Source organism: Bacillus sp. SIMBA_026, from assembly GCF_046535335.1.
GTDB lineage: Bacteria > Bacillota > Bacilli > Bacillales > Bacillaceae > Bacillus > Bacillus velezensis.
On record NZ_JAWRWX010000002.1, the window covers coordinates 163093 to 189536 of the forward strand.

A 26444-nucleotide genomic window follows, 5' to 3' on the forward strand; every position below is an offset into this window, starting at 1 on the left:
CTTTCTTTACCGGACTGTACGCCGTCCGTTTAATTTCTCTGCCAGAATCGCGCCGATGTCGGCAAGCGGGCCCGGCTGGCACATATCTTTATGGCGGCAGTCTAAGTCATACCGCTCGATATTCCCCGTAATATACGGTTTCCAAGTATCCGGCTCAATCGGGTCAAACCACTCCGGAATAATCGTGGATCTGAAGAACAGCACATCTCCGTGGAACGGCTTCGGCTTGTATGTTCCTAACAGCCCGACAGAATTAACGTACGTGTCTTTCAGATTCATCATCACTGACTCGTCCAGGCTGGCTAATGCGCTTCCCTCACGGCGGAGAATGGTCAGCGCGGTGTCAAAATCAAGCGGCTGATCCCCGAGGCTGTCCGGGTCGTACCCTCCCAGGGCAAGCAGCGCAATGACCGCTTCCTCGTCATCAGGCGCATTTTTTATCGGCAGAAAATGATTCGGATACGCGTCAAGCATCACCAATAGCGAAACCTCTTCACCCCGGCTCTGTAATTGTGTCGCCATGGCCTGAATGACATTCCCTCCAAGAGACCAGCCGAGCAGACGGTACGGCCCTTTCGGCTGCACAGTGCGGATTTTTTCAATATAATCCGCCGCCATGTCATCTAAGCTTTGCGGAAGCGGTTCTTTTTTTCCGATGCCTCTCGCCTGTAAGCCGTATATCGGATAATCAGCCTCTAAAGAAGACATCAGCCCGGCATAACACCAGCTGAGACCGCCGGCCGGATGGACACAGAACAACGGTGTTTCTTCTCCTGCCGTTCTGAGCGGAAGAAGAACATCAAGCGCGCTTGCGCCCGTTCCTGACTCAAGTCTTTCAGCAAGACTTGCCACCGTAGGAGCTTCAAATAGTGTTCCGATACTGAGCTCGGCTCCCATCGCTTCCCGAATACGGCTCATTAAATGAACCGCAAGCAAAGAATGGCCGCCTAAATCAAAAAATCTGTCATCAATACCGACACGCGGCAGATGAAGCACCTCTGCGAACAGCTCACACAGCATTTCTTCCTGCGGCGTTCTCGGTCCCCGGCCGGTGACCTCCGTTTGGAAGTCAGGCGCAGGGAGCGCTTTTCGGTCAAGCTTTCCATTCGGTGTCAGCGGCAGTTCATTCATTTGGACAAAAGCTGACGGAACCATGTAATCCGGCAGGCTTTCTTCGGCAAACCGGCGCATGTCCCCCGTGTCCAAGGTGCTGCCGGCAGATCGGACAAGGTAGGCGGCCAGCCGTTTATCTCCCGGCCGGTCTTCACGGACGACTACGGCGGCATCCTCGACATCCGGATGTTTGACGAGAACCGCTTCGATTTCTCCCAATTCAATCCGGAAGCCGCGGATTTTAATCTGGTGGTCCGCCCTGCCCATATAATCAAGAGAACCGTCTGTCCGCACACGGGCTAAATCCCCCGTCCGGTACATTCTCGTTCCCGGCGGGCCGTACGGATCAGCCACAAAGCGTTCGGCGGTCAGGCTTTGCCGCCCTAAGTAGCCGCGTGCCACGCCTCCTCCGGCAACATACATTTCGCCAGTGATGCCCGGGGGCACAGGCTCCAGCCGGTCATCAAGCACATATACGTTCAGATCAGGAATACCGCAGCCGATGAGGCTGTTTGCTCTCAGTCCGGCAATGTTTTTGTCTAATTCAAGGTAACTGACGTGCACCGTCGTTTCCGTAATGCCGTACATATTCACGAGCACCGGCTGATTGTCCGCGTGGCGGCTGTACCAATCCTCAAGCCGGCTCAGCTCAAGCGCCTCGCCGCCGAAGATGATATATCTGAGTGCGAGCTGACGCCCCAGCTCTTTGTGTTCTTTTTCCGCATGCATCAGCTGGTAAAACGCTGACGGCGTTTGGTTAAGCACGGTCACCCGCTCTTTCACGAGAAGATGTAAAAACGCTTCCGGCGATCTGCTGATGTCATGCGGCACGACGACGAGACGTCCGCCGTGAAGCAGCGGCCCCCACATTTCCCAGACAGAGAAATCGAAAGCGTAGGAGTGAAACATCGTCCATACATCATCAGAATGAAAGTGATACCAATGCCGCGTCGACTCAAACAGCCGGATAACATTGCTGTGCGGAATGATGACACCTTTCGGCACACCTGTTGATCCCGACGTGTAAATGACATAGGCCGGGTGAAGCGGTGACAGCGGACGAATACGGTCGGCATTCGCAGGGTTCGTGACGGCATATTGCCGAAGTGTTTCCTTGTTCTGCGGATCATCCAAGATGAAGGCCGGCATGCCGCTTTCGATAGAGAGCTTACTTGCGCCTTCACGGTTGGTGAGCATAAATACAGGCTTGGCATCATGTAACATAAAAGCAATGCGGTCCGCGGGATAATCAGGATCAAGCGGCAGATACGCTGCCCCCGTCTTCAGGACGGCTAACAGCCCGACAATCATATCTAAAGAACGCGGCAGCGCCAGTGCAACAAACTGCTCCGGGCCGACGCCGCGGGCAATCATCATGTGCGCGAGCTGATTGGCTCTTTCATTCAGCTCTTTATAACTGAGTCCGCTCTCTTCAAATACTGCCGCCGTTTCATCCGATTTTGCGGCGGCCTGTATTTCAAACAATTCAGGCAGTGTCTGCCGAGGCTGAATATGCTGTTTTGCCCGATTAACCGGCAAAAGCTTCCGGCGCTCTTCATCAGAAAGAATGGTTAAGCTTCCGATCGGTTTTTCCGGATGTGATGCAGCATCTTCGAGCAGAAGAAGCAGGCGTCCGGCAAGTGCTTCGGCCGTTTCTTTTCTGAATAAGTCCGTACTGAACTCCAGCAGGCCTTCAATACCGGCAGGCGTGCCGTCGTCATGGCGCTGTTCAGCCAATTCCAGCGTCAAATCAAATTTGGACGATCCGACACTGCTGATTTGCAGGCTTGTTTCCATATCAGGAAGACTGAGTACAGGGTCAGGCGTATTTTGGAATGCGAGCATCACTTGGAACAGCGGATGTCTTGATCGGGAACGAACCGGATTCAATTCTTCCACGAGACGTTCAAACGGCACATCCTGATGTTCATATGCTGCGAGATTCATTTCTCTGACCCTTTCAAGGAGCTCACAAAAGCTCGGATCGCCAGAGGTATCGGTTCTCAGCACGAGTGTATTAATGAACATACCCACAAGGTCTCCCAATGCGTCATCACTGCGGCCGGCTATCGGACTGCCGATCGGAATATCGGTCCCTGCACCGAGCCGGGTCAGTAACGCGGAAAGCCCTGATTGAAGCACCATAAACAGGCTTACGCGCTGCTTTCTGGCAAGTGAGAGAAGACGGGCATGAAGCTCTTGGCCGATGTTGACCGGAATGACGCCGCCCCTATAGCTTGATTCAGCGGGACGCGGAAAATCAGACGGCAGCTCCAGCTGATCCGGTACATTTTCAAGCGTTTTCTTCCAGAAATCCAGCTGGCGCGCAATTAAGCTCTCAGAATCAGACGCGCTGCCTAAAAGCTGCTGCTGCCAAAGCGCATAATCCGCATATTGAACCGCCAGCGGCGCCCATTCTGCTTTTTCACCTGTTTGCCGGGCGATATAGGCTATGGATAAGTCACGCATGAGCGGATTCAAGGACCAGCCGTCACCTGCGATGTGATGCAGGAGAATCATCAGCGTATACTCGCCGTCACCAAGATCAAACAGCTCAGCCCGGACGGCCGGCTCTTTAGCGAGATCAAACCGATATCGTGCCGCAGCGGCAAGCATGTCTTGGAGCTCGTTTTTGTCTGCACGTGTTACTGTAAACACAGGGCGGGCTTCTTCAGCAGATAAAATGAGCTGATGCGATGATCCCTTATTTTCCGGAAAAACGGTGCGCAAGCTTTCATGACGGCTGACAACATCGTAAAAGGCGTGTTTCAGCGCTGATTGGTCAAGCTTGCCTGACATGCGGACAATCACCGGAATGTTGTAAGTCGGGCTTGGCCCTTCAAGACAGTAGAGAAACCATAGACGCAGCTGCGCAAATGACAGCGGGATGTGCTCCGGCCGGTCAAACGGCTTGAGCTTAGGCCGCGCGCTCTTTGCGGTGTCAAGCTGTGCGGCGAGCCCGGCAACGGTCGGCGTATCAAACAGACGGCCGATGCCAAGCTCTGCGCCCATCGTCTCCCGAACCCGGCTCATCAGGCGTCCGGCTAAGAGCGAATGTCCGCCCAATTCAAAGAACCCGTCATCAATTCCGACCCGCGCGAGACCGAGAACCTCGGCAAACAGATCGCATAATATTTCTTCCTGCGGTGTCCGCGGCCCTCTGTCAGACAGGACAGCGGAAAAATCAGGTGCAGGCAGAGCGCTGCGATCGAGCTTCTTATTCGGCGTCAGGGGCAATTCTTTCAGCTGTACAAACGCGCCCGGCACCATATAATCCGGCAGGCTTTCGGCCATATATGCACGAAGTCCGCCGATATCAAGGGGCTGATCCGAGACAGCATAAGCCGCCAGCCGCTTATCTCCCGGCTGGTCTTCACGGACAATGACGGCGGCCTGCGAAATACCCGGATATTTCGACAGCACTGACTCAATTTCTCCTAATTCTATCCGGAACCCGCGGATTTTAATTTGGTGATCGGCTCTGCTGATATAATCAAGCGAGCCGTCCTCACGCCAGCGCACGAGATCTCCCGTCCGGTACATCCTCGCGCCCGCGGGGCCGTACGGATCGGCAATGAATCTTTCAGCTGTTAAACCAGGACGGTTATAATAACCTCTGGCAAGCCCCCCGCCCGCGATATAAAGCTCGCCCGCGACTCCCGGCGGGACGGGCTGCAATGCGGCGTCCAGCACGTATACCCGCGTGTTCCAAATCGGCTTTCCGATCGGAGGCGCCCCTGTATGGCCTTTTGCAAGCGGCTGTGCGGCCGACCAGATTGTTGTTTCAGTCGGCCCGTACAGATTCGTCACCGTACAGCCTGATTCAAGCAGAGCATGCATAAGCGCCTTCGGAAGCGCCTCACCTCCGACAAGCACCTGCAGCGCCCGGAGAGAATCCGGTTCATTGGTAACTAATGAATGCCACAATGTCGGCGTTGCCTGCATGATTGAAATACCGTATGAGTGAATCATGTGCGCAAGCGCCCGCGGTTCCTGAATCGTCTCTTTACGTGCGATGACGCACCCCGCCCCGCTGATGAGCGGAAGGAAGAGCTCAAGTCCGGAAATATCAAACGCCGCAGTCGTAACGGCAAGCAGGCGGTCTTGTTCGCCGAGCGGGAACATTTCCCGCATGGATAAGAGGAAATTGCTTACGCTTTTTAATGTCACGACTACGCCTTTCGGTTTGCCCGTTGAGCCCGATGTATAAATGATATAAGCGGGGTGCAAAGGCGAACATTCCGCCTGAGCGGGACAGTCAGCATTTTGAGCGGCAACGGTTTTTACCGTATCCGGGTCATCGAGAATGATCCTTTTTGCATCACTGTCTTCCGGCATGCGGCCGGATAATTCCATCGTTGTAATCAGGCATGCAGGCTGTGCATCTTTGAGCATGTATGTGATCCGTTCAGAAGGAAAATCAGGATCAAGCGGCAAGTATGCGGCTCCCGTTTTCAAAACGGCCAGCATGCTCACGGCCAACTCCTGTGACCGCGGAAGCAGCAAAGCGGCAAATTGTTCCGGTCCCAGCCCCTTTTCCTTTAGCATGCCGGCAAGCTGGTTCGCGCGCTTGTTCAATTCGGCATAGCTGAGCTCTTCGTTTTCGGTGATGATTGCCGGCCGGTCCGGTGTTTTTACGGCCTGTTCGTAAAACAGCTCCGGCAGACTTTTCTGCTTCTCGGCCTTGCGCGTGTCATTCCAGCTTTCCAGTACGCAGAGACGTTCACTTTCAAGCAGAAGGTTGAGTGTGCCGATTTTTTGTGTCTGGTCTTTCACAGCGGATTCCAACAGAAGCAGGAATCGTTTTTGATGGTTTTCAATATCTTCGGCGCTGTACACTTCCGGATTCGCATCAAAGTCCACACGCATTCCGCTTCCGTCCGCTCTGTCGTAAACGTTAATTGACAAATCATCAACGGGCCCGGCTGATAAGTTATGAACGGTCCCCCGCGCTCCGGCGAAGTCAAGCGCGTAGTCAAACGGCATCACATTGACTTGCGGGCCGAACAGCCTGCGATTTTCTCCGAGCAATTTAAGGTCGCGGCGCATGTCTTCATGGCGGTATTTCTGATGGCGCCGGATGTTTCGGATTTCTTTTGCCACTTGGCTGACGGCCTCATGAAAATTCATATCCGGGCGGAGAGAAAGCCGTAAAGGCAGAAGATTCATGACCATGCTCGGAATATTCAGTGAAATCGAGCCGATCCGCCCCATCATCGGCAAACCGAGCACGATATCCCCTGCGTTTGTCATCCGGTGGACATATACCGCCGCTGCGGCAGTGACGGCTTCATGCCAGTTCGGAATCGCTTTTACATGCTGTAAAGCCGTTTCAGAAAGATAAGCCGTACTTCTCCGAAAACTTGTTGACGTTCGCGGCGCTCTTTCCGCCAAACTGACGACATCAGGTTCATCCGCAAATTTCTCCATCCAAAATTCCCGATCTTTCAGGAATTGATCAGACGCGCGGTATTCTTGTTCTTCTTTTACCAGCTCCTCCAAAGAGCCGAAGGAGCGCCCGTTATCCGGACGTCCTTCCCGTATTGCGGTGTACATTTGCGCCGTGCGCCGTGCCAGCAGTGAAAAACCGTAGCCGTCTATCGCAATGTGGTGAATGCGCTGATACCAGAAAAAGCGTTCCGGTCCCGCCTGAAATAAAATGTCGCGGAACAAAGGCCCGGCCGCCATATCAACGGGCTCAGCCAAATCTGTCTGCATGAGTCTGAGTGCGGCCTGCTTCGGATCAGCTTCTGAACTCACATCTATGACATCGATCGCAGCCTCAAATGGAGGATTGATGATCTGCTTCGGCCCGTCTGCTCCCTCTTCGAAGCGGGCGTGTAATGACGCGGCTTCCGTCAGCACGCGTTCGAGAGCGGTTTTAAATATGTTCACATCGATCGCGCCGTTTATCTCAACGTACTCGCCTGTATTGTAAATCGGATTATCAGGATCAAGCTGCTGCGCAAACCAGATACCGGCCTGTGCGCCTGTCAGAGGCAGCTGTTGTGTATCATGCATTCTATTCTCTCCCCTTTATAAATAATCTGCGTTCGGCAAGACTTTTTGAGATCGGGAAGAAAGAAGTCTCCACCACTCTTCCAGCGTCGGGTTCTCCGCCAGTTCCACAAACGTCACTTCGGCTCCGTCACGGCGCCATTGTTCGACAAGACTCATGATTCTGACGGAGTCAAGACCTCTGTCCAGCAGGTCTTCATGATCCGGAATATCAGACGGTGATTCTTGAAGAATCGCCGCAATTTGTTCCCGCACCCGGTCTTTTGTCAATACGGCGGAAACCTTCTCTTCTCCTTCAGAAACCGGCGCGCCGCCCAGCAGCTCCAGCACTTCGTTTGTCAAAGCTGTGTAAGCGCAGCGCTGAGACGCATATTCGATGGCCATCTTATGTTTTTCTGAAGAAAAATCAGCAACGGCATCTCCGATAAAGAAGCTTTGGATATCATCCATAAATGCTTCACATGCTGTGACGAGGCATCCGATGTGTGCATAAATTCCCGTAATCATGAGCTGGTCTCTGCCGCTTTCACGCATGATCTCAAGGAGATTCGTCCGTTTAAACGCGCTGTATCTCCACTTTGTGAGGACAATGTCCTGATCATCCGGGGCAAGCTCCGGAATGACCTTTTCTTCATAAGGCCCGCTTTTTAGCCCCGGCCCCCAAAAATCCGTCAGCAGCGCACGGTCCGCCGGGTCTTGGCTGCCCGGCTGCGCGGTATACACCACCGGAATGCCGAGTGCTTTGCATTGCTCTTTTATTTTTTTGATATTCTGAGACGCCTCTGTGATCGGAGCTTCACCTTTCGCAAAAGCATCGACGAAATAATTCTGCATGTCATGGATCAGAAGCACCGCGCGTTTCGGATTCAGCGTCCACGATACTTTATTTTCAGGCATATCTGACGCTGTCGGCAGCGCATATGCGGGAATAGACGGTATAGCCAATGTAAACACTTCCTTTTTTAAGATTGTTTGATTTCAGCCGGCTTTACTTTTTGGGCGATCGTTTCGCGAAGATCCTTTTTACTGACCTTGCCGACGCCAGTTTTCGGGAAAGAAGCGATAAATTCAATCCGGTCGGGGATTTTATATGCCGCCAGTCCGCGCTCCCGTAAAAACGCTTTCAGCTCTCCCGGTTTCGGCGCTTCTCCTTTCGGAATGACGAACACACAGGACCGCTCTCCGAGAAAATCATCCGGCATTGAAACCATGGCGGCATCATGAACGGCAGGATGCGCAAGAAGGTGATTTTCCACCTCCTCAGCGGCTATTTTTTCACCGCCCCGGTTGATTTGATCTTTCGCACGTCCTTCGACGATGATATAGCCGTCCGCCGTCAGTTTGACGATATCGCCGGTCTGATAAAATCCGTCGGCTGTGAATGATCTTTCATTATGTTCTGGCGCTTTATAATATCCGCGAATCGTGTAAGGGCCGCGTGTAAACAAATGTCCCGCTTCACCGGGGGCGACATCCCGCCCGTCATCGTCTAAAACCCTGACCTCATCAAAAGGGGACATCGGTCTGCCTTGCGTATTGACAATGATCTCTTCAGGATCATCCAGTCTCGTATAATTCACCAATCCTTCCGCCATTCCGAAAACCTGCTGAAGGGTGCATCCGAAAGCGCTCTTTACGCGGCGGGCCGCCTCAGCGCTGAATTTGGCGCCTCCTACCTGCAGCACTTGAAGGCTTGATAAATCATCACTTCGCGAACCGGATGCGTCCATCCACACCATCGCAAGCGGCGGGACGAGCGCTGTAATCGTGACACGTTCTTTTTCAATTAACGGGAAGCAGTCATCCGGACTCGGCGTCGGTGACAGAACAACCCGGCCCCCGGCATATAAAGTTCCCAGCACACCCGGCGAGCTGAGCGGATAATTATGCGCTGTCGGCAGAGCTGCCAAATAAACACTGTGATGATCCAAGCCGCATATATCCGCACTGATACGCAAACTGTATATGTAATCGTCGTGTGTTCGCGGAATCAGCTTGGACAGCCCCGTACTGCCTCCTGAAAGCTGTAAAAAGGCGACTTCCGCCGGGCTTACATCTTCCAGCTGAACAGGCTCACTATGCAGGCTGCTCAGTTCCTGAAACTCTTCAGCTTCGCCGGCCACAATGACATGCGCCAAATCCGGAAGTTTGTCTTTCACCTGTCTGGCAAGCGCCCTGTAATCAAAACCTGAATGCATATCAGGAATGATGTATGCTTTCGCCTCTGCAAACTCGCAGAAATACGTAATCTCACTGCTTCTATGAGAAGGCAGCGCGAAAACGGGCAGTGCTCCGAGGCGGAACAGCGCGAAAATCACTTCAAAAAACTCAGCGATATTCGGCAGCTGAACGACAACGCGGTCTTCCTTTTGAATTCCGAGCTCATGCAGCCCCGCCGCTAAACGATCGGCCCTTTCATCTAATTCTTTGTAGGTCCAATGTACATCTTTACACGTCACGGCAGTTTGATTTCCGTATAAAGCCGCGCGCTCTTTCAGCATTCCTCCGAACGTTTCACCCTTCCAGCAGCCGTCTTTTCGGTATTTGTCAGCCCATTCTTCCGGCCATGGCGTAAATCCAGTCAGCACGATCCGTTCCCTCCTTTTTTACAACTCATCTTGGTAAAGCCCCATCGCCCGGAGCATGGTGCGGAATTTGGCCGATGTCTCGTCCAGTTCATCCTGCGGCTTTGATCCGGCGACAATCCCGGCACCCGCAAAGAGCCGGAGAGACCTTGTTTCCGCTTCGGCGCAGCGGAGTGCGATAATCCATTCTCCGTCACCTTCAGCATCACACCAGCCCGCCATTCCCGTGTAGAAATTGCGGTCAAACGGCTCAATATCCTGAATCGCTTCTCTCGCCGCATCCGTCGGCGTTCCGCATACCGCGGGCGTCGGATGCAGGGCGATGGCCAGCTCAAGCGATGTCGTTGACGGATCACGAAGCTCTCCCTTTACCTCGGTGGACAGGTGCCACATCGCCTCAGTTTTAATGAGTGACGGTTTTTCCGGCACATCAAGCACACGGCAGAACGGTTTAAGGGCGGCGGCCACGGCGGCCACGACTACGGCATGTTCATGCAGATCTTTTGCTGATTGCAGCAGTTCTTCCGCTCTTCTCTGATCCTCGGCGGGATCTGTGCTGCGAGGTCTGGAACCTGCCAGCGGATTGGACAGAATCGATGTTCCGTTTTTGGACAGCAGCAGTTCAGGACTTGCGCCGAAAAGCGTTTTTCTTGTTTCTGACGTTCCCGTCACATCCGCAGCGAATGTATAGCCGCGCGGGTTGTGCTGCGCCAAATGCTTGACGGCCTGAGGAATGTCGATATCCTTTTCAGCGGTCAGATGAAGCGTCCTTGACAGCACGATTTTGCTGAGCGGACCGTCCGTAATGTTGAATACGCCTTGTTCCACACCGCTCATAAAGCCCTCAGGCTCCGGAACGGGACGGATGTCATATGTATTGGATTGCGGCTTTTCTGCGGAAGATTCCACAAACGAAAGCGGGCCTGCCGTATGGACATTCTTCGGTACAAAAAGCCGGGAAGCTTTTCTGCCGTCAAAAGGAATGGCGCCGGCCGCAATCGGATGTTTGATGCCGGCTTTCTTTGCCTCAAGAAGCGTCTGTCTCACGCGTTCAGGCAGTGAATCCAGCTGATTTTCCGTGTCTGTATCAGGCACTTCCGCAAACATTCCTTCCGCAAGCATCGTACTTTTCGGGGAAGCTAAAAAGAACGCCCCGGGCTTGTAAGCGTCCAGCACCTCTTTTGCAGACACTTCCGTCAATACATGTTGATTTGTCATGTTTGTCCCTCCTTCTCGTTAAATCAAACGCCTAAAGTAGCGCCGCCATCAACGCATAAATCATGCATCGTAATATGGTTTGCCTGTTCAGAAGCCAGAAATAAAACGGCATTTGCAATATCAGAAGGCTTCGCCAGCTTTTGAAGCGGAATTCCCGTTTTATATGTATCAAGCGAACCTCTGATGACGTCCCGGGCTCCGTTCTCGTCCTGCCACAGCGCCCGCTGCATGTCGGTTTCCGTTGAACCCGGAGATACGATGTTGCAACGGATATGATGGGCCGCAAGCTCCAGTCCGAGGCATTTCGTAAACATGACGGCAGCCGCTTTTGACGCCGCATAAGCCGCCATGGAAGCACGCGGAACGCCGGCTGCATTCGAACCGACCGTAACGATGGCGCCCTTTTTCCGCTCAATCATGTACCGGCTTACAGCCCGCGACACATGAAATACGCCGGTCGTATTAACTGAAAATGTTTGATCCCAATCTTCATCACTGAGAGATTGCACCGGACCCGGCCGCAGCACGCCCGCAACGTTCGCCAATATTTCAATAGGCCCCATGTCGCGTTCAACGGCGGCGATGATATTATTGACAGCCGCACTGTCAGATACATCTGCGGCAAACCCCTGCGCCTGCACGCCTTTTTGCCGGAGTCTGTCAGTAAGCCTGAGAAGCAGGTCTTCATTTGTATCTATAGCTGCCACATTTACGCCTTGTTCAGCAAGGGCAAGCGCTGTTGCTTCTCCGATGCCTTGAGCGGCGCCGGTGACAACGGCCGTTTTCCCTTTCATTCCCAATGCGTCCATATTATCATTCCCTTTCTATATTGATAATGATTATCATTATCAATTATGATTCAAGACAATCATATCCAAATCAAAACACGCAGTCAATTAGAAAATTAGAATCAGCCGCATTTAGTTCGAAGGGCCTGTTTTTTCTCATGCGGGAGAATACGGGGTATGCGGCCCTCCCGGATTCAGGCAGAAACGCAGGGCCCTGCTGATTAAAACGGGCAGGACAGAAATATGGCCCTCTCCTTCAAACTCGCTGTATTCAGTACGGACTCCATCATCTTCAAAACCGGATAATAAAGAGTACAGCGCCTCTGCGTGCTGCGGGATTCTGCTTTTATGTGTTTTTTCAATTTCTCCCGCAGCCAGCAATACGCTGACTTGAAGATTTTCCGCAGAGAGCCGGTCTGACAAACGTTCCGCTTTTTCCTGAATAAAACGCTTGTTCCAGTGAATTGACGGACTCCCGGCAACATAGGTCTGAAACATGTCCGGCCTCGTCAAAAGCACTTGCAGCACAAAAAGACCGCCCAGCGAATGGCCGAAAATCGTCTGCCTGCCTCTGTCGATCGGATAATCCCGCTCCATCGCGGGCTTTACTTCTTCTTCTATAAAACTCAGAAACGCTTCCGCCCCTCCCTGTTCGGGCCATGCCGCGCCGCGCGGATGCACCGGCAATTCTGATTCAGAAAGCGGCATCGTAAAATCACTGTGCCGTTCGGCGGAAAACGGCTGATCTGTCGGGTAGCCGATTCCGACAATCACCGCCGGAACAACGCCTGTTTTTTCAGGCCGTCGGCTTTGCACCCGCAAAGCTTCGGCCATTGTGCCGAATACGGAATTCGCATCGAGCAGGTATATGACGGGGAAACCGGATACAGGCGGTTCTTCCTGAGGAAAAGAGACAAAGATACGATACGTACGGCCTCCTTTAGAGCGCATTTCTCTTACTTCTGTGCCCGGAACCGCGTATCGGCCGGCCGGCGTGAAACCCCGCTTTATTTGTTTTCCGTCCATTATGTGTTCATCCCCTTTGCGGCAATTGCTTTATCTATCCTTATTGATAATGATTTTCAATATCAAAAGACACCTCAAATAATAGGTTTTTTGCCAAACAAAGTCAATGGATTTTGGATATAAAAAAAGCACCTTATTTCAATAAGGTACCTAAGAACTATATGATGATATGTGTTTAATCCCATGTAAAGCGCTGATTTTTCCATGGATCTCCCCTCATATGGTAGCCGTTTTTCTCCCAAAAGCCGGGGTGGTTTTCCTTTGTGAACTGAATGCCGCGCAGCCATTTGGCGCTTTTCCAAAAATAAAGGTGGGGGAAAACGCCTCTGAGCGGATAGCCGTGCTCTGGCGTTAACGGCTCGCCGTTATGCGCATATGCCAGCAGGGATGTTTCCCGCGTAAAATCAGAAAGCGGCAGGTTGGCCGTCCAGCCCTCTTCAGCGTGCAGAATGACGAATCCCGCTTCTTTGTGCACGCCCGCTTTCTCAGCGATGTCTTTAGCGCGTATTCCCTGCCAGATATTATCAAGACGGGACCAGCCCGTGACGCAATGAATATCATTTTTCACTTCGGCTTCAGGAAAGGCTTTGATATCGTCAAAGCTTAACAGCATAGGACGGTCAACAAGCCCGTACACCTGCAGGTTCCATTTTGACATATCTTCATAATAAGGAACATTTCCGGCGTGAAGCACGGGAAACTTCGTTGTGACATTTTGGTTTGGCGGAATCCGTTCCGACTGTTTTGTTTGTTTCGTTTTCCCGAAAAACATATGGCTCCCTCCATTTAGTAAACCTACATTAAATCTGTGTTGACAATCAATCACCCTTCGATTACGCTAATCTGGTACAAGTGTAAGGGGGAAAAACAAATGAAACAACGCAACCTTCGCGCGGGCGATATGGCGCTTATCGGCATGTTTGCCGCACTGATGGCCGTCGGCGCCAACATTACATCAATGGCTCCTTTTTTGCAAGTTGCGGGAATTCCGTTATCGCTGCAGCCTTTCTTTTGTCTGTTAGCCGCGATGCTTCTCGGCGCCAGACGGGCAGCCATCGCAATGACGGTATACGCATTGGCCGGACTCGCGGGGGCGCCTGTTTTCGCTCAATTCTCAGCAGGCTTTGCGCCGTTTATCGGAAAAAGCGGCGGATTTATTCTCGCTTACATCCCGGCGGCATTTGCAGCCGGATGGCTGCTGGAAAAAACAAAAAAACCCGGCCGCCTGCATTATGCATGGGCCTCTTTGATCGGTACCGCCGTCATTTATATCATTGGCACAACCTATACGTATATTGCGCTGAAATTATGGCTTCATGCTCCGATCAGCTACGGAATGGCCTGGTTTTACATGATATGGTTTTTCATAAAAGATATCATTTTAGCACTGTTATTGGCATCAATCGCGCCTGCCGTTTACAGGTCTATTCATAAAGCGACGGGGTTCAGCAGAAATCCGGCGTAAGATGTTTTCAGCATACAAAAAGGCTCCCCTTTCCGGGAGCCTTTTTTTACAGAACAAGCGCGGCAATCCAGCCGAATATCACAAGCGGAATGTTATAGAAAATAAATGTCGGTACGCACGTATCCCATATGTGGTGGTGCTGTCCGTCGGCGCTGAGGCCTGACGTCGGGCCGAGCGTACTGTCACTTGCAGGAGAACCCGCATCGCCGACCGCGGCGGCCGCTCCGATTACGGCGATCGTTGCCATCGGGCTGAATCCGAGCTGAGCGCACAGCGGAACGAATATGGTCGTAATGACGGGTACGGTTGCAAATGATGATCCGATTCCCATCGTGATTAATAAACCGACCACCAGCATCAGGAGCGCGCCCAATGATTGGCTGTGGCCGATAAAGCCTGTTGATGCTTTGACCAAGGAAGCCACATCGCCCGTTTTATTCAATACATTTGAAAAACCGGCCGCAACAAGCATGACAAACCCGATAAAAGCCATCAGAATCATGCCGTCCGTGATCAGCTTATCCGCTTCATTGCGCTTCATGACTCCGCTGATAAACAGCGTAAACAAGCCGGCAAGCGCGCCCATGATCATACCTTCCACTCCGAGCACTTGTGACAGATAGAGCTGAACGGCAAGCGACACGGCAATGGAGATCAAGGCGATGGCAATGCTTTTTTTCGTATAAGGAGAAGACGATAGTCCGGCAATCTCCTTCGTCTCATATTTCTTCGGTTTCCGGAAGACGATGACGGCTAAAATTAAACCGACCGCCATCCCGGCCGTCGGGATGATTAAAGCATACGGGATATCACTGAGCGGCACCTTTAAACCGGCTGACGCCATATTATCTCTCAGCATCCCCTGGAAAATCTGTCCGAATCCGACAGGCAGAACGATATACGGCGCAGTCAGTCCGAATGTCATCACACACGCGATCAGCCTGCGGTCTATTTCAAGTTCGTTAAATATTTTTAAAAGCGGCGGAATCAATACAGGAATAAACGCAATGTGAACGGGCACCACGTTTTGCGAGAAACAGGATATGATTAAAATAATCAGTACGATTAACACTTTTGACAGTGCTTTTTTCCGCGAATCTTCCTTTTTTCCGATTAGTTTGACAGACGCTTCCACCATTGCATCGGGAAGCCCCGTTTTTGTCAGCGCCGCGGCAAATGCCCCGAGCAGCGCGTAGCTGACCGCGACGGTGGCATTTCCGCCGAGACCGTCCGTAAAAGCCTTCACCGTCTCTCCGAGGCCTAAGCCGCCGGTCAGCCCGCCGGCAAGCGCGCCGATCATTAAAGCTATAATAATATTGACACGCAGCAGGCTTAAGACGAGCATAAGCAATACTGCGACAACAACAGCATTCATTGATGAGTCCCTCCAAAAATCCTTTAGTTTGCTAATGTAGTAGATAATTAAAGTTAACATATATTCTGCGCTTTAGTCAACTAAAGATTTTGGAAATCAAAAAACCCGCTGCATCAAGGCAGCGGGATGCTGTTATCTTTCGGGCGTAAAGCGCTCAGTCAAAACAGCCAACGTCCTTGCCATGACGCCTGTTGCGCCGGCAGGGCCGAAGCATGTCGCTTTATTCGCCGTCGCGGTTCCCGCAATATCGAGATGAACCCACGGCGTGTTTTCCGCGAATTCACCAATGAATGCCCCCGCCATAATCGCGTGGCCTTCTCTTCCCGGAGAATTGTTCAAATCAGCCATCTGACTGTTTCTCACCCGTTTTTTATCCTTTTCTGTAATCGGAAGCTGCCAGATCGGCTCGCCGGATTCTTTCGCCGATTCCGCCACCTGTTCATAAAACGCAGCGTGATTGGTCATGGCGCCCGTCATTTCGTTTCCTAAGGCGACAATGACACCGCCCGTTAACGTTGCGACGTCTACGAGGACAGAGGCTCCGTGCTGCTTGGCGTATGTGATGCCGTCGGCAAGCACGAGACGCCCTTCCGCATCGGTGTTCAGAATCTCAATGGTTTTTCCGCTGAGCGAAACGATGACATCATCCGGCTTCATAGCATCGGACGAAATCATGTTGTCCGTAGATGGTATGACGGCGAGCACGTTTTGTTCAGGCCGCAGTTCGCCGATAATCTCCATCGCGCCCAATACCGAAGCGGCCCCTCCCATATCGCTTTTCATGCCGACGATACCGGTTTTCGGCTTAATTGAATATCCGCCCGTATCAAAGGTAATTCCTTTACCGACCAGGCCGATGACGTCTTCCCACTGATCTTTGCCCTGATACTTCAGAACGATCATTTTCGGCGGTTCGGATGAGCCCTTGTTAACAGCAAGCAGCCCGCCCATGCCGAGCTCTTCCATTTCATCTTTTTCTAAAATTTCACACTCAAAATCGTATTTTGCCGCCAGCTCAGCGGCATATGACGCCAAATCGGTGGCCGTCAGCATATTACCCGGCATATTTACAAGCGTGCGGGCTGAATTCGTCCCTTGGCCGTATGCCGCGCCGACATTCAGGCCGGCCTGCACTTCCCTAAGGTCTTCTTCGGTCACGGCGCAGACTGATTTCAGTTCCTGATCCGGCTCATTCGATTTATGTTTATAATCCTGCACTTCGTAAACCGCAAGCAGACAGCTTTCTGAAAGCGCATGAGCGGCATCGGCGGCAGGCACTTCACCGGAGACGAATGTATCGAGCAAAACGGATACTTCCTGTTTTTTATCTTGATGAATCTGCTGAAATACTCGTGCAAAGCATTCTTTCGTATCTTCAAACGAATAATCCGCTTCTCTTCCCAGGCCGATAAAATAAATACGTTTCATACCGGTCGCAGCCGGAGGGTATACTTTTGATACACGATTGCGTTTGGCGGACACATCACCATCCTTTAACAGCTGGGTCAGATGACCGTCCAATTTATCATCCAATTCCTTCGTAAATCCGTTCAGCGTGCTTTTTTGAAAAAGACCGATGACCAGTGTTTCGGGATGCCGCAGTTGATCAGATGCATAAAACATGAGTACACACTCCTTATGTGGGTATTTGTTATGTAAAGTGGTATAATGAAAAAACATTTTTCATTGATTTTATTTTACCAAACTAAGGGCGTTTTCTGCAGTTTTTCGATACGATCGGAATCAGCAGATACAGAAAGGATGTCGCATATGGATGTACTTATGAATTTTCCTTTACTGGCGAGTTTTGCCGCCATTATTTTTGCCCAAGTTGTAAAAGTGCCTATTCAATTTATCGTATCCAAAAAACTTGACTGGTCTCTTGTGACGAGCACCGGCGGCATGCCGAGCTCCCATTCCGCCGCCGTCACTGCGCTGTCAACCGGAGTCGCTTTGCAACAGGGGCTGGACTCGCCCCTGTTTGCAGTCGCCGCGATTTTCGCCGTCATTACGATGTTCGACGCTACAGGTGTCAGGCGGCATGCGGGTGAACAGGCGACGGTCATTAATAAACTGGTCATCGACTTTAATCGGTTTGTCAGCGAAGCGAAGGACTTTCAGAAAGCGGAAGAGAAGGAAAAACAGAAGAAACTGAAAGAACTGCTCGGCCATCAGCCGATTGAAGTATTCTTCGGCGGCGTCACCGGTATTGTGCTGACATTGATTTTAGATTATCTCTTTATGTAAAAAACGCTTCAGCAGGTGCTGAAGCGTTTTTATTCTTTTACCGTTTTGTATTGATTTCTGAACACTTGCATCGACTTTGTTTCGTTCAGCTTTACAAGTTCGTCCTCGGTCACTGTGCCGTTCCCTTTTTTAATCATATAGACCTCAAGTGTTTTTTTGCCCCAATTGTTATAGACGTCCTTGACTGTGTCAAAGTAGAGGTCAAGGCGGCTGCCTTTAATTTTTGAGCCGGTATCGGCGACAACCCCGTAACCGTAATTCGGTATAAACAGAATCGTCCCGATCGGGAAAACAGACGGATCGGCCGCAACAGTTGAATACAAATCGCGTTTGACCTTCACGCCTGAATATGTAATTCCGTACTGCGGATGACCCGGAGATTTTCCGGTAGATTCCGCTCCGGCGGTATAACCGGTGGCTGTCACCTTATGTGAGGGATAGCGTTCCCAGTCAAAAGCTTCTTCCAGCGGTTTTATCCTGCCTGATGCCTTCTTTTCCGGCTGATTCTGTAAGGATTGAAACGGAGTGCCCATGTTTTTCAAAACGGCGCCGCGATGCTCGGTCATCCAGTTTGTCAGATCCTTTGCTTCAACACCGGTTATGGAAAAGTATGTCGCATGGCATGCGCCCAAAAAGAGCACGATCATGAATATGCGTCTGATTATCGTCAATCTGAAATCACTCTCCTCCGAGTCATTGTTCCCAACTCGGTGAGGTGCTATACAAAAAGCGCCGCGACACAAAAAAAGCTTTCTCAAATAAGAAAGCGGCTTAAAACATTTGATATCCTCTTTTTCTGAGCGCCTTTATGGCAATGCCTGACGTGATGGCTCCCGCCAGTCCGCCCGCCAAAATCACGACATCCGCAACCGCTAATGACATGATACGCTGAAACAGGCTTTGAAAGGATTCCCCCGGCGCCTGCACGTAACTGATCATCTTTTGATTGCTGATAATGAAAAGGCATACAATCGGATAGACAACAGCCATAATCCACGACATTCTAAGCAGCATGTTCAACAGAAAGCCTATGCCGAAAAACAGTACAAAAAATAGTACGATTGAGATCAGGACAACCGGCAAACTAATCACAAACATCCACCCCCTACAGCACTTTCAGTGTACCTCGGGGGCGGTAAAAAAGTCAACGTCTGGAAAAATCATCGTCTCTCTTTGCCGCTTCCCTGGCAGGAGGGACATGTTTCGGAGCCGCCAAGAAGCAATTGAAAATACCCTTTACCTGAGCAGAACGGACACGCCGCCGTGCTTTTTGCTGTCGTTTTCATGCGGATCACCCTTTTTCTTAATTTTCTGATAATATATCATATTTACTTGTCAAGCACCAAGTCAGAATATGTAACAAAACAACTCATGTAAGCGGAAACATTCTTTTTTTTCTTTTACATGCTTTTTATAGCGCTCTTTTTTAAAAGAAGAGAAAACCCGCGGCCGCGGGTTTTCAGAAGAATTTAAACTTCCCTTTTTTCAGCGTCAGGCCCAGCCCGCCGATCATAAAGAGCGATCGGTTGTCAATGACCTTTTTCATAAAGGACGCTGGCATGCCTTTGAGCTTCCTGCCGTATACGACTCCGACAGCGTTATGCTCACCGAGGGAGGCGACGGTTCCTTTAATGTCAGGCTTGAACTCTTCAAGCTGGCCTCCTTTAATCAAACCGCCCAGATTTTTGGCGACCGTTTCTCCTTGCTGCATCGCGATCTGAGCAGTCGGCGGGTACGGCCGTTCCGTCTCTTCATTGATAAAGAGCGAGCTGTCGCCGAGTATAAAAACGTCATCATGACCCGGCGCCCGAAGATCAGGGTTGACCTTGACACGGCCGCGCATATTTTCAAAACCCGCTTCCTCCACGATCGGATGTCCGCGCACGCCCGCCGCCCAGACAACGGTCTGCGATTTGATTTCTTCCGGCTCTTCATCTTTCTTGCCGACTGTGACACCGTCTGCGCGGCATTCTTGAACCGCGGTGCCGATTTTAAATTCAACGCCTTTGCTCTCAAGGTATTGAACGGCGTAATCGACAAGCTCCGGATCAAATCCCGGCAAAACCGTCGGGGCGGCCTCGACACAGACGATCCGGACGAGACTTTCATCTATATCATAATATCTGCATAACTCCGGCTTGCGGTTCGCAAGCTCTCCGAGAAATTCAATTCCCGTAAAGCCCGCTCCGCCGACAACGATGGTTAAGCGGTCAGGGCGTTTTTCAGCCTCCGTATTGTATGTCGCAAATTGGAGCTCAATATGGTCTTTCAGCTGGCGCGACGTATTAATATTCGCGATCGGAAAAGCGAATTCTTTTAAGCCTTTAATCCCGAATGTTTCAGGGACGGCGCCAAGCCCGATGACAAGATAATCATAAGGGATGTCCCCTTGTGAAAGCGTCACCTTTTTATTTTGCACATCTATCGCTTTTACGGTATCCTGCACAAATTTGACCCGGGATTCATTGATTACATCTTTTATTTGATATCTGCAGCGGTCATGATGCAGTGTTCCTGCGCTCGCTTCATGCATCCATGTCGTTTCATAATGATAATTGTGTTTATTGACCAAAGTAATGTCAGCGTCATTTGCCCCGATATGCTTCGGAAGCCTTGTTACTGTCATTAATCCACCATAACCTGCACCTAAAACCACGATTTTGGGTTTATTCAATGCCATCACATCCACCTTCTTTTTTTTGCTGTTAGACGCATAATCAAATCAACATTTGTATTAGCTTCAGCTTATTGGCGGGATTTTATGAAATGAAATATAAAATTTTTTAGAAAACCGCACATGTCTGCATATCACCATACTATCCGGAAGAATCAGAAAACATTCAGGAAAAAACAGATTGGAATTTGTCCCCATATTAGCGGCGGCCGCAATTTTTTTCAAGAATGAAGCGGCCGGGCGGTTTTCGGCACTCGTCATCCTTTTAAATTGTATGTTATAATTAATAACAATTTTCAATTAGGAGGCAATTTGGTATGCAAGAGGATTCAAAGGTTTATGATATTACGGTCATCGGCGGCGGCCCGGTCGGCCTGTTTACCGCTTTTTACGGGGGAATGAGACAGGCGAGCGTCAAAATCATCGAGAGCCTGCCTCAGCTTGGCGGCCAGCTCAGCGCGCTGTACCCTGAAAAATATATTTATGATGTAGCCGGATTCCCGAAAATCCGCGCCCAGGAACTTGTGAACAACTTAAAAGAGCAAATGGCAAAGTTCGATCAGACCATCTGCTTAGAGCAGGCCGTTGAATCTGTTGAAAAACAGGCGGACGGTGTGTTTAAGCTTGTCACGAATTCAGAAACGCATTATTCAAAAACGGTCATTATCACCGCGGGAAACGGCGCATTTAAGCCGAGAAAGCTTGAGCTGGAATCAGCGGAACAATATGAGGGCAAAAACCTGCACTACTTCATTGACGACCTCAATCAATTCGCAGGCAGACGCGTTGCCGTTCTGGGCGGCGGCGATTCCGCGGTGGACTGGGCGCTCATGCTTGAGCCAATCGCCAAAGAAGTCAGCATCATCCACCGCCGTGATAAATTCCGCGCGCATGAGCACAGTGTCGAAAACCTGCATAATTCTAAAGTCAACGTGCTGACACCGTTTGTTCCCGGTGAACTTGTCGGTGAAGACCGGATCGAACAGCTCGTTCTCGAAGAAGTGAAAGGCGACCGTAAAGAAATCATCGAAATTGATGACCTGATCGTAAACTACGGCTTTGTTTCTTCTCTCGGACCGATTAAAAACTGGGGCCTTGAAATCGAGAAAAATTCCATCGTCGTCAAAAGCACGATGGAAACGAATATTGAAGGCTTCTTTGCCGCCGGAGATATCTGCACATATGAAGGCAAGGTCAAGCTGATCGCCAGCGGTTTCGGCGAAGCTCCGACAGCCGTGAACAACGCGAAGGCTTACATGGACCCGAAAGCGCGCGTCCAGCCTCTGCATTCTACAAGCATGTTTGAAAAATAATATAAAAAAGAGTCTGTGTCCTGCCGGCACAGACTCTTTTTTATTTAAATATCCAAATATAATTCATGACGGTTCCGACAATAAGCGCAATGACAAGCGCCGACACGGCCCAAATCGTGCCTAAAATAATCCGGTCCTGAATTTTCTGGGCTTTCGGGCTGTGCCCGGGCTGTTTTTGTTCCACACCGGCCCCTCCCTTCTTCTGCAAATCTATCTATCGTAACAAATGTCTTACAACACCCAATACTACTATGATAACCAAACTGCAAATGGATGACAAGCTGACCGCATATGAGGCAGCATGAAATCATTTGACATTCCTGACAAAACAAAGTACATTATAAAAAGACGAACATTTTAATTTTATTTAATTATATTATTCGCTTTTAGGGGTGTTATATATGGAAAATGTATTTGATTACGAAGATATTCAGCTGATTCCTGCAAAATGCATTGTGGACAGCCGATCTGAATGTGATACATCAGTTACATTGGGCGGACACACGTTTAAACTTCCGGTCGTGCCGGCCAACATGCAGACGATTATAGATGAAAACATCGCGGCCTGGCTCGCGGAAAACGGGTATTTTTATATCATGCACCGCTTCGAGCCGGAAAAACGCCTGGCTTTTGTCCGGGATACGAAAGCGCGCGGACTGATTTCTTCCATCAGTGTCGGCGTGAAGGAAAATGATTATGAATTCATCCGGGAGCTGAAAGCACAGGAGCTTGTGCCGGATTATATTACCATTGATATCGCGCACGGCCATTCCAATGCCGTGATCAGCATGATTCAATTTATTAAAGAACATGTCCCGGAAAGCTTTGTCATCGCAGGGAATGTCGGGACGCCTGAAGCTGTAAGGGAGCTGGAACGCGCGGGCGCCGACGCGACAAAAGTCGGAATCGGCCCCGGGAAAGTCTGCATCACCAAAATTAAAACCGGCTTCGGAACCGGCGGATGGCAATTAGCCGCGCTTCGGTGGTGCGCAAAAGCGGCGAGCAAACCGATCATAGCCGACGGCGGCATCCGCACGCACGGCGATATCGCGAAGTCCATCCGTTTCGGCGCGTCTATGGTCATGATCGGATCATTATTCGCCGGCCACGAAGAATCACCGGGACAAACGATCGAAATCGACGGCAAGCTGTACAAAGAATATTTCGGCTCCGCTTCCGAATTTCAAAAAGGCGAAAAGAAAAACGTCGAAGGCAAAAAAATGCATGTCGAACATAAAGGGTCTTTACAGGACACGCTGATTGAAATGGAGCAGGATCTGCAATCTTCCATCTCTTACGCCGGCGGCAATACACTCGAAGCCATTCGCAATGTCGACTACGTGATCGTAAAAAACTCTATTTTCAACGGCGACAGATTTTAACACGCAGCATAGCCGCAAAAAAGATAAAAAAATGACATTCAATATGAATGTCATTTTTTTTATTAAATACCGAAATAAAGAGCCACACTGGCCAACAGATTAATCACAAAAATAAACAAAAAGATGTAACGAATGAATTTATTTTGCACCGGAGCAAATATAAAGAGATATAGTCCTGCCACCCCAAAAGTAAGAACAGGAAACAGCCACTCAAAGGATAAAGAAATGATATAACCGATAATCATAACAATCGGCACACCGATTAATGATAATTTACTTCTCATATGATTTCTGCCCCTTTTACTTAAAAATTGGTGTGATGTAAGCTTCAATAATGGCAGCGGCGATCAGCAGACAAATAATTATGAGCACCAATATTCCAATATGCCTGAACATTGAAGCCATTATCTTTTTTTTCTTAGAAAAACACAGCCTGATGACCAATTCAACGCCCTTAAAACCAATGGCGCCACTTAATAATAACGCGGGAACTTCAAATATACCATGAGGAATTAGCAGTAAAAAAATCTGATAAAAAGGAACCCCGCTATGCAGATTTTCTATAATAGAGCCGCTTAAAATAAACCCGTTGGTGAATAAATAAAAGATTGAGGTCAACCCAAAGGTAAAAAAACCCGCGGCTAAAAACAGACAAGCGATTGCATTGTTTTTCAGCAGTTCAACCGCGCCTGACGAGCCGTTGTAAGACGCTGTTGAAACAAAGTGATCGGAAAAAAACGCAACGATCACACCGCCTGAAAAAAACAGCAATGACGCGGTTAACGGAATGGCGGACGTCCTGATTGCCGGCAACATGCGGTTCATCATGTATAGATACTCTCAGCCAATTCTTCAATCTCTTCTAATGAATGCTCGGATGACTGATACTCCGCCGCAAAAACGCCTTCATGTATAATACCGATCGTATCGCACAGCGAATGCGCCAGCTCCAGCAGGTGAGTTGATAACAGGACCGTATTTCCCTGCTTGACGTACTCCTTTAATAACGTCCGTATCGTTTTACCGCTGATTAAATCAATGCCCGTCAGCGGCTCGTCAAGAATTAATATCTTTGGCTGATGAATGAGCGCGGCCGCAATTGATAATTTTTGTTTCATTCCATGTGAATATGTTTTAATCAGCTGATTTCCGTCTTGAGCAAGCTTCAGCGTCTCTAACATATTCTTTATATAATCATTTGTCCGCTGAGACGGCACTTGAAACATCTCCGCTGTAAAACGCAAGTATTCGACTCCCGTTAAGTAATCATATAAAAAAGCATGGTCGGGCACAAAACCGATATCAGCCGATAGTTGCCCCCCCTCTTCTGAATCCAGTTCCTTGCCGTCAATCATGACGCGGCCTGAAGTCGGTTTAAGCAGGCCCGAAATGATTTTCAAAGTCGTTGTTTTCCCGACTCCATTAGTCCCCAGCAAAGCATAGATTGAGCCTTTTTTCACCTCAAACGAAATATCTTTCAACACCTGTTTTTCACTATAGTTTTTTTGTATATTCACTAATTTAATCATTGTTCGCAAACCTTTCCGCCATATTGATTCTGCGAAGAAACAGAAACATGACTCCATAGTTTAATAGTGTGAACAGGACAAAAATACCTGATGCCGAATGAATAAGCATCGTTTCAAGTTCCGGCTTTTTATAGATAAAATAGGACGTGATCGCAGCGATTTGAAGCGACACAATGAAAATGAAAGAACTGTATAAGTTGTTATATGTCTTTGCTTTCCCCGCTTCTCCAATTTCGTACAGATGCTCCCAGTTTTTCTTAGGATACAAGGCGGTGCTTGAAATCTGGACAAGACTGTATAAAAAACCCGAACATAAAAACACAATAAACAAGTAGATCGTCAGCGCCGCGGAAGACGGAAAAAACACCGTAATCAAAATGGTGATGATGAACGAATAGATAAGAGCGGCGAGATTATAAATACATACTTTCGGAAACACCAGCTGCCACACATGTTTGATATTCCGGTGAAACAAATGCTGATTTTTTATTTCGCCGTCAACTGACAATACTGTTTTGAGCGCATCTCCGACGAGCTGATACGAAAAGTTCGCAATGATAACCGCCGCAGACACGATGGCAGCTGCCGAATACCCGATAAAGTGATGCGATAGAAGCGGAATACAAAAACCTAAAAACAGCATGAACAAATACAGCATACTGCCGAAATTCCTGATAAAAAACCCGTCAATTCTCGATAAGAACAGCAGATCCTTTTGAAAAACGGCATGAAATATTTTGTTATTTCTATATAATTTCAGCTTTGGCGCAAAATCTGCGTTTGTCAAAAACATATAAGGAATAAGGTCCATTTTCTTCAGCGTGGCCGACCACAGTTTAAACATCCCCGCCGTTAAAAGGACGGCGGCCGCAAACACCGCAGCGAAAACGAGCACGGAATGTGAGCGGAATGCTAACCATACATACGGCGTATTCATGAGGATGTTCCGGAAAGCCGGTGTCTCCGTAAAGCTTGAAATATCCTTTGCGGTATACTCCCCAAACACGAGAAGATAAACGGCATACCCGACTGCAAGCGGAACCAGCAGGCTGACGCTGAATAAAACGCCTTTCATGATTTTCAAGTAAAACAATTTGCTCCACATATTTGTAAGAAGATAAACAACATAAGAAAACAGCATAGATAAAAATAAATTGAGAAGAAAATAAACGAAGCCCAAGAAAAATACGATGATCGCCGCAGACCCCGTCATGCCTGCGCTTGATAAAAACAAAAAAACCGGAAAAACAAAAAGATACCATACGAAAATGGTTTTTTTGATCGCCTGGCCGGCAAAAACAGAAAACAGCTGTAAAAAACGAACCTTTTTTAATTGATGAATGACCTTACGCGTATCCAGCAGAAAGGCATTGTGATGTTCTTTAAAGAAGCCGGCAGCCCAAAAAAGCTGCTCAAGTGAAACGGCGATTAAAACAAATTGCCCCCATGCGCTGAGGGGCAGCTGAATCAGTTTTGTCCCGAATACAACACCGCATCCCAGGAAAACGAGATATAAACATAACAGAGAAATAATAATGGCAGACAGCACTTTGCTGTTGAGTTGAGGAATGCCCCAATCTTCCTTTCTTTTTCGAAACGATGACAGGGTATTATATTTGATAAGAGCCGCAATTTGTTTGACTATCATACTTTCAATCCTTACATATGTATTTGGGAGAGAGGCTCTTTTTGCAGCTTGTACAAAAAGAGC

The 26444-nt window shown here is 49.5% G+C and carries 22 protein-coding genes; 4 read left to right on the top strand and 18 right to left on the bottom strand.

Annotated elements, in window-relative coordinates:
* Window positions 1-6: 6 nt before the first annotated feature.
* From SB847_RS11555 to SB847_RS11585, 7 genes are all read right to left on the bottom strand, one after another.
* Window positions 7-7134, bottom strand: coding sequence for an amino acid adenylation domain-containing protein (locus tag SB847_RS11555; protein WP_410577846.1), 7128 nt, complete (start codon window positions 7132-7134; stop codon window positions 7-9).
* Window positions 7135-7149: 15 nt separating this feature from the next.
* On the bottom strand, window positions 7150-8076 hold the full coding sequence (locus SB847_RS11560; protein WP_095352711.1) for an isochorismatase: 927 nt from the start codon (window positions 8074-8076) through the stop codon (window positions 7150-7152).
* Between the two features lie 17 nt (window positions 8077-8093).
* Window positions 8094-9719, bottom strand: a complete 1626-nt coding sequence (locus SB847_RS11565; protein WP_410577848.1) for a (2,3-dihydroxybenzoyl)adenylate synthase — start codon at window positions 9717-9719, stop codon at window positions 8094-8096.
* Between the two features lie 18 nt (window positions 9720-9737).
* On the bottom strand, window positions 9738-10934 hold the full coding sequence (dhbC, locus tag SB847_RS11570) for an isochorismate synthase DhbC (RefSeq protein WP_410577850.1): 1197 nt from the start codon (window positions 10932-10934) through the stop codon (window positions 9738-9740).
* Between the two features lie 23 nt (window positions 10935-10957).
* Entirely contained in the window at window positions 10958-11743 is a 786-nt protein-coding gene (locus tag SB847_RS11575) for a 2,3-dihydro-2,3-dihydroxybenzoate dehydrogenase (protein ID WP_326156494.1), read from the bottom strand.
* Window positions 11744-11878: 135 nt separating this feature from the next.
* Window positions 11879-12748, bottom strand: a complete 870-nt coding sequence (locus SB847_RS11580) for an alpha/beta hydrolase (RefSeq protein WP_410577852.1) — start codon at window positions 12746-12748, stop codon at window positions 11879-11881.
* Between the two features lie 175 nt (window positions 12749-12923).
* Window positions 12924-13520 (bottom strand): sulfite oxidase-like oxidoreductase, encoded by a 597-nt coding sequence (locus tag SB847_RS11585; RefSeq protein ID WP_410577854.1) that lies wholly within the window; start codon window positions 13518-13520, stop codon window positions 12924-12926.
* A 99-nt stretch (window positions 13521-13619) separates the two neighbouring features.
* Between SB847_RS11585 and SB847_RS11590 the strand changes: the two genes are divergently transcribed.
* A complete protein-coding gene (locus tag SB847_RS11590; RefSeq protein WP_003151994.1) occupies window positions 13620-14213 on the top strand; it encodes a biotin transporter BioY in 594 nt (197 codons plus the stop codon).
* Window positions 14214-14259: 46 nt separating this feature from the next.
* Here SB847_RS11590 and SB847_RS11595 read toward each other — a convergent pair whose 3' ends face one another.
* Together SB847_RS11595 and SB847_RS11600 are read right to left on the bottom strand one after the other, a co-directional pair.
* On the bottom strand, window positions 14260-15588 hold the full coding sequence (locus tag SB847_RS11595) for a Na+/H+ antiporter NhaC family protein (RefSeq protein WP_007613482.1): 1329 nt from the start codon (window positions 15586-15588) through the stop codon (window positions 14260-14262).
* A gap of 132 nt (window positions 15589-15720) precedes the next feature.
* The gene (locus SB847_RS11600; RefSeq protein ID WP_007613484.1) at window positions 15721-17211 is read right to left on the bottom strand and encodes a leucyl aminopeptidase; all 1491 of its coding nucleotides are present in this window, start codon (window positions 17209-17211) and stop codon (window positions 15721-15723) included.
* Window positions 17212-17358: 147 nt separating this feature from the next.
* Between SB847_RS11600 and SB847_RS11605 the strand changes: the two genes are divergently transcribed.
* Entirely contained in the window at window positions 17359-17835 is a 477-nt protein-coding gene (locus tag SB847_RS11605; RefSeq protein WP_014418782.1) for a divergent PAP2 family protein, read from the top strand.
* A gap of 29 nt (window positions 17836-17864) precedes the next feature.
* On the opposite strand, the gene SB847_RS11610 is transcribed toward SB847_RS11605, so the two are convergent.
* The 4 genes from SB847_RS11610 to SB847_RS11625 form a co-directional block, all read right to left on the bottom strand.
* The gene (locus tag SB847_RS11610) at window positions 17865-18506 is read right to left on the bottom strand and encodes a 3D domain-containing protein (protein ID WP_082998515.1); all 642 of its coding nucleotides are present in this window, start codon (window positions 18504-18506) and stop codon (window positions 17865-17867) included.
* A gap of 100 nt (window positions 18507-18606) precedes the next feature.
* Complete coding sequence (locus SB847_RS11615) at window positions 18607-18927, bottom strand: YuiB family protein (protein ID WP_224181084.1); 321 nt, start codon at window positions 18925-18927, stop codon at window positions 18607-18609.
* Between the two features lie 68 nt (window positions 18928-18995).
* Window positions 18996-19121, bottom strand: a complete 126-nt coding sequence (locus tag SB847_RS11620) for a YuiA family protein (RefSeq protein ID WP_007408708.1) — start codon at window positions 19119-19121, stop codon at window positions 18996-18998.
* 173 nt (window positions 19122-19294) lie between these two features.
* The gene (locus SB847_RS11625; RefSeq protein WP_007408709.1) at window positions 19295-20515 is read right to left on the bottom strand and encodes an NAD(P)/FAD-dependent oxidoreductase; all 1221 of its coding nucleotides are present in this window, start codon (window positions 20513-20515) and stop codon (window positions 19295-19297) included.
* Window positions 20516-20826: 311 nt separating this feature from the next.
* Here SB847_RS11625 and yumC point away from each other — a divergent pair, with 311 nt between their 5' ends.
* Window positions 20827-21822, top strand: a complete 996-nt coding sequence (gene yumC, locus SB847_RS11630; protein ID WP_410563324.1) for a ferredoxin--NADP reductase 2 — start codon at window positions 20827-20829, stop codon at window positions 21820-21822.
* A 40-nt stretch (window positions 21823-21862) separates the two neighbouring features.
* Here yumC and SB847_RS11635 read toward each other — a convergent pair whose 3' ends face one another.
* Window positions 21863-22006 (bottom strand): hypothetical protein, encoded by a 144-nt coding sequence (locus SB847_RS11635; protein ID WP_410563327.1) that lies wholly within the window; start codon window positions 22004-22006, stop codon window positions 21863-21865.
* A 217-nt stretch (window positions 22007-22223) separates the two neighbouring features.
* Here SB847_RS11635 and guaC point away from each other — a divergent pair, with 217 nt between their 5' ends.
* Window positions 22224-23204, top strand: coding sequence for a GMP reductase (gene guaC / locus SB847_RS11640; protein ID WP_410577856.1), 981 nt, complete (start codon window positions 22224-22226; stop codon window positions 23202-23204).
* A 62-nt stretch (window positions 23205-23266) separates the two neighbouring features.
* On the opposite strand, the gene SB847_RS11645 is transcribed toward guaC, so the two are convergent.
* From SB847_RS11645 to SB847_RS11660, 4 genes are read right to left on the bottom strand one after another with little or no spacing between them, the layout of a single operon-like run.
* Window positions 23267-23488: a DUF5970 family protein gene (locus SB847_RS11645; protein WP_410563329.1), complete on the bottom strand. Its 222-nt coding sequence runs from the start codon at window positions 23486-23488 to the stop codon at window positions 23267-23269.
* Between the two features lie 16 nt (window positions 23489-23504).
* Window positions 23505-24032, bottom strand: coding sequence for a stage II sporulation protein M (locus SB847_RS11650; protein WP_410563331.1), 528 nt, complete (start codon window positions 24030-24032; stop codon window positions 23505-23507).
* Window positions 24029-24733 carry an ABC transporter ATP-binding protein gene (locus SB847_RS11655; RefSeq protein ID WP_017419446.1) on the bottom strand — a complete coding sequence of 235 codons (705 nt, stop codon included), beginning with the start codon at window positions 24731-24733 and terminating at the stop codon, window positions 24029-24031. The genes SB847_RS11650 and SB847_RS11655 overlap by 4 nt, the downstream gene beginning before the upstream one ends.
* A complete protein-coding gene (locus SB847_RS11660; RefSeq protein WP_410577858.1) occupies window positions 24726-26381 on the bottom strand; it encodes a hypothetical protein in 1656 nt (551 codons plus the stop codon). Before SB847_RS11660 ends, SB847_RS11655 begins: the two co-directional genes overlap by 8 nt.
* Between the last annotated feature and the right edge of the window lie 63 nt (window positions 26382-26444).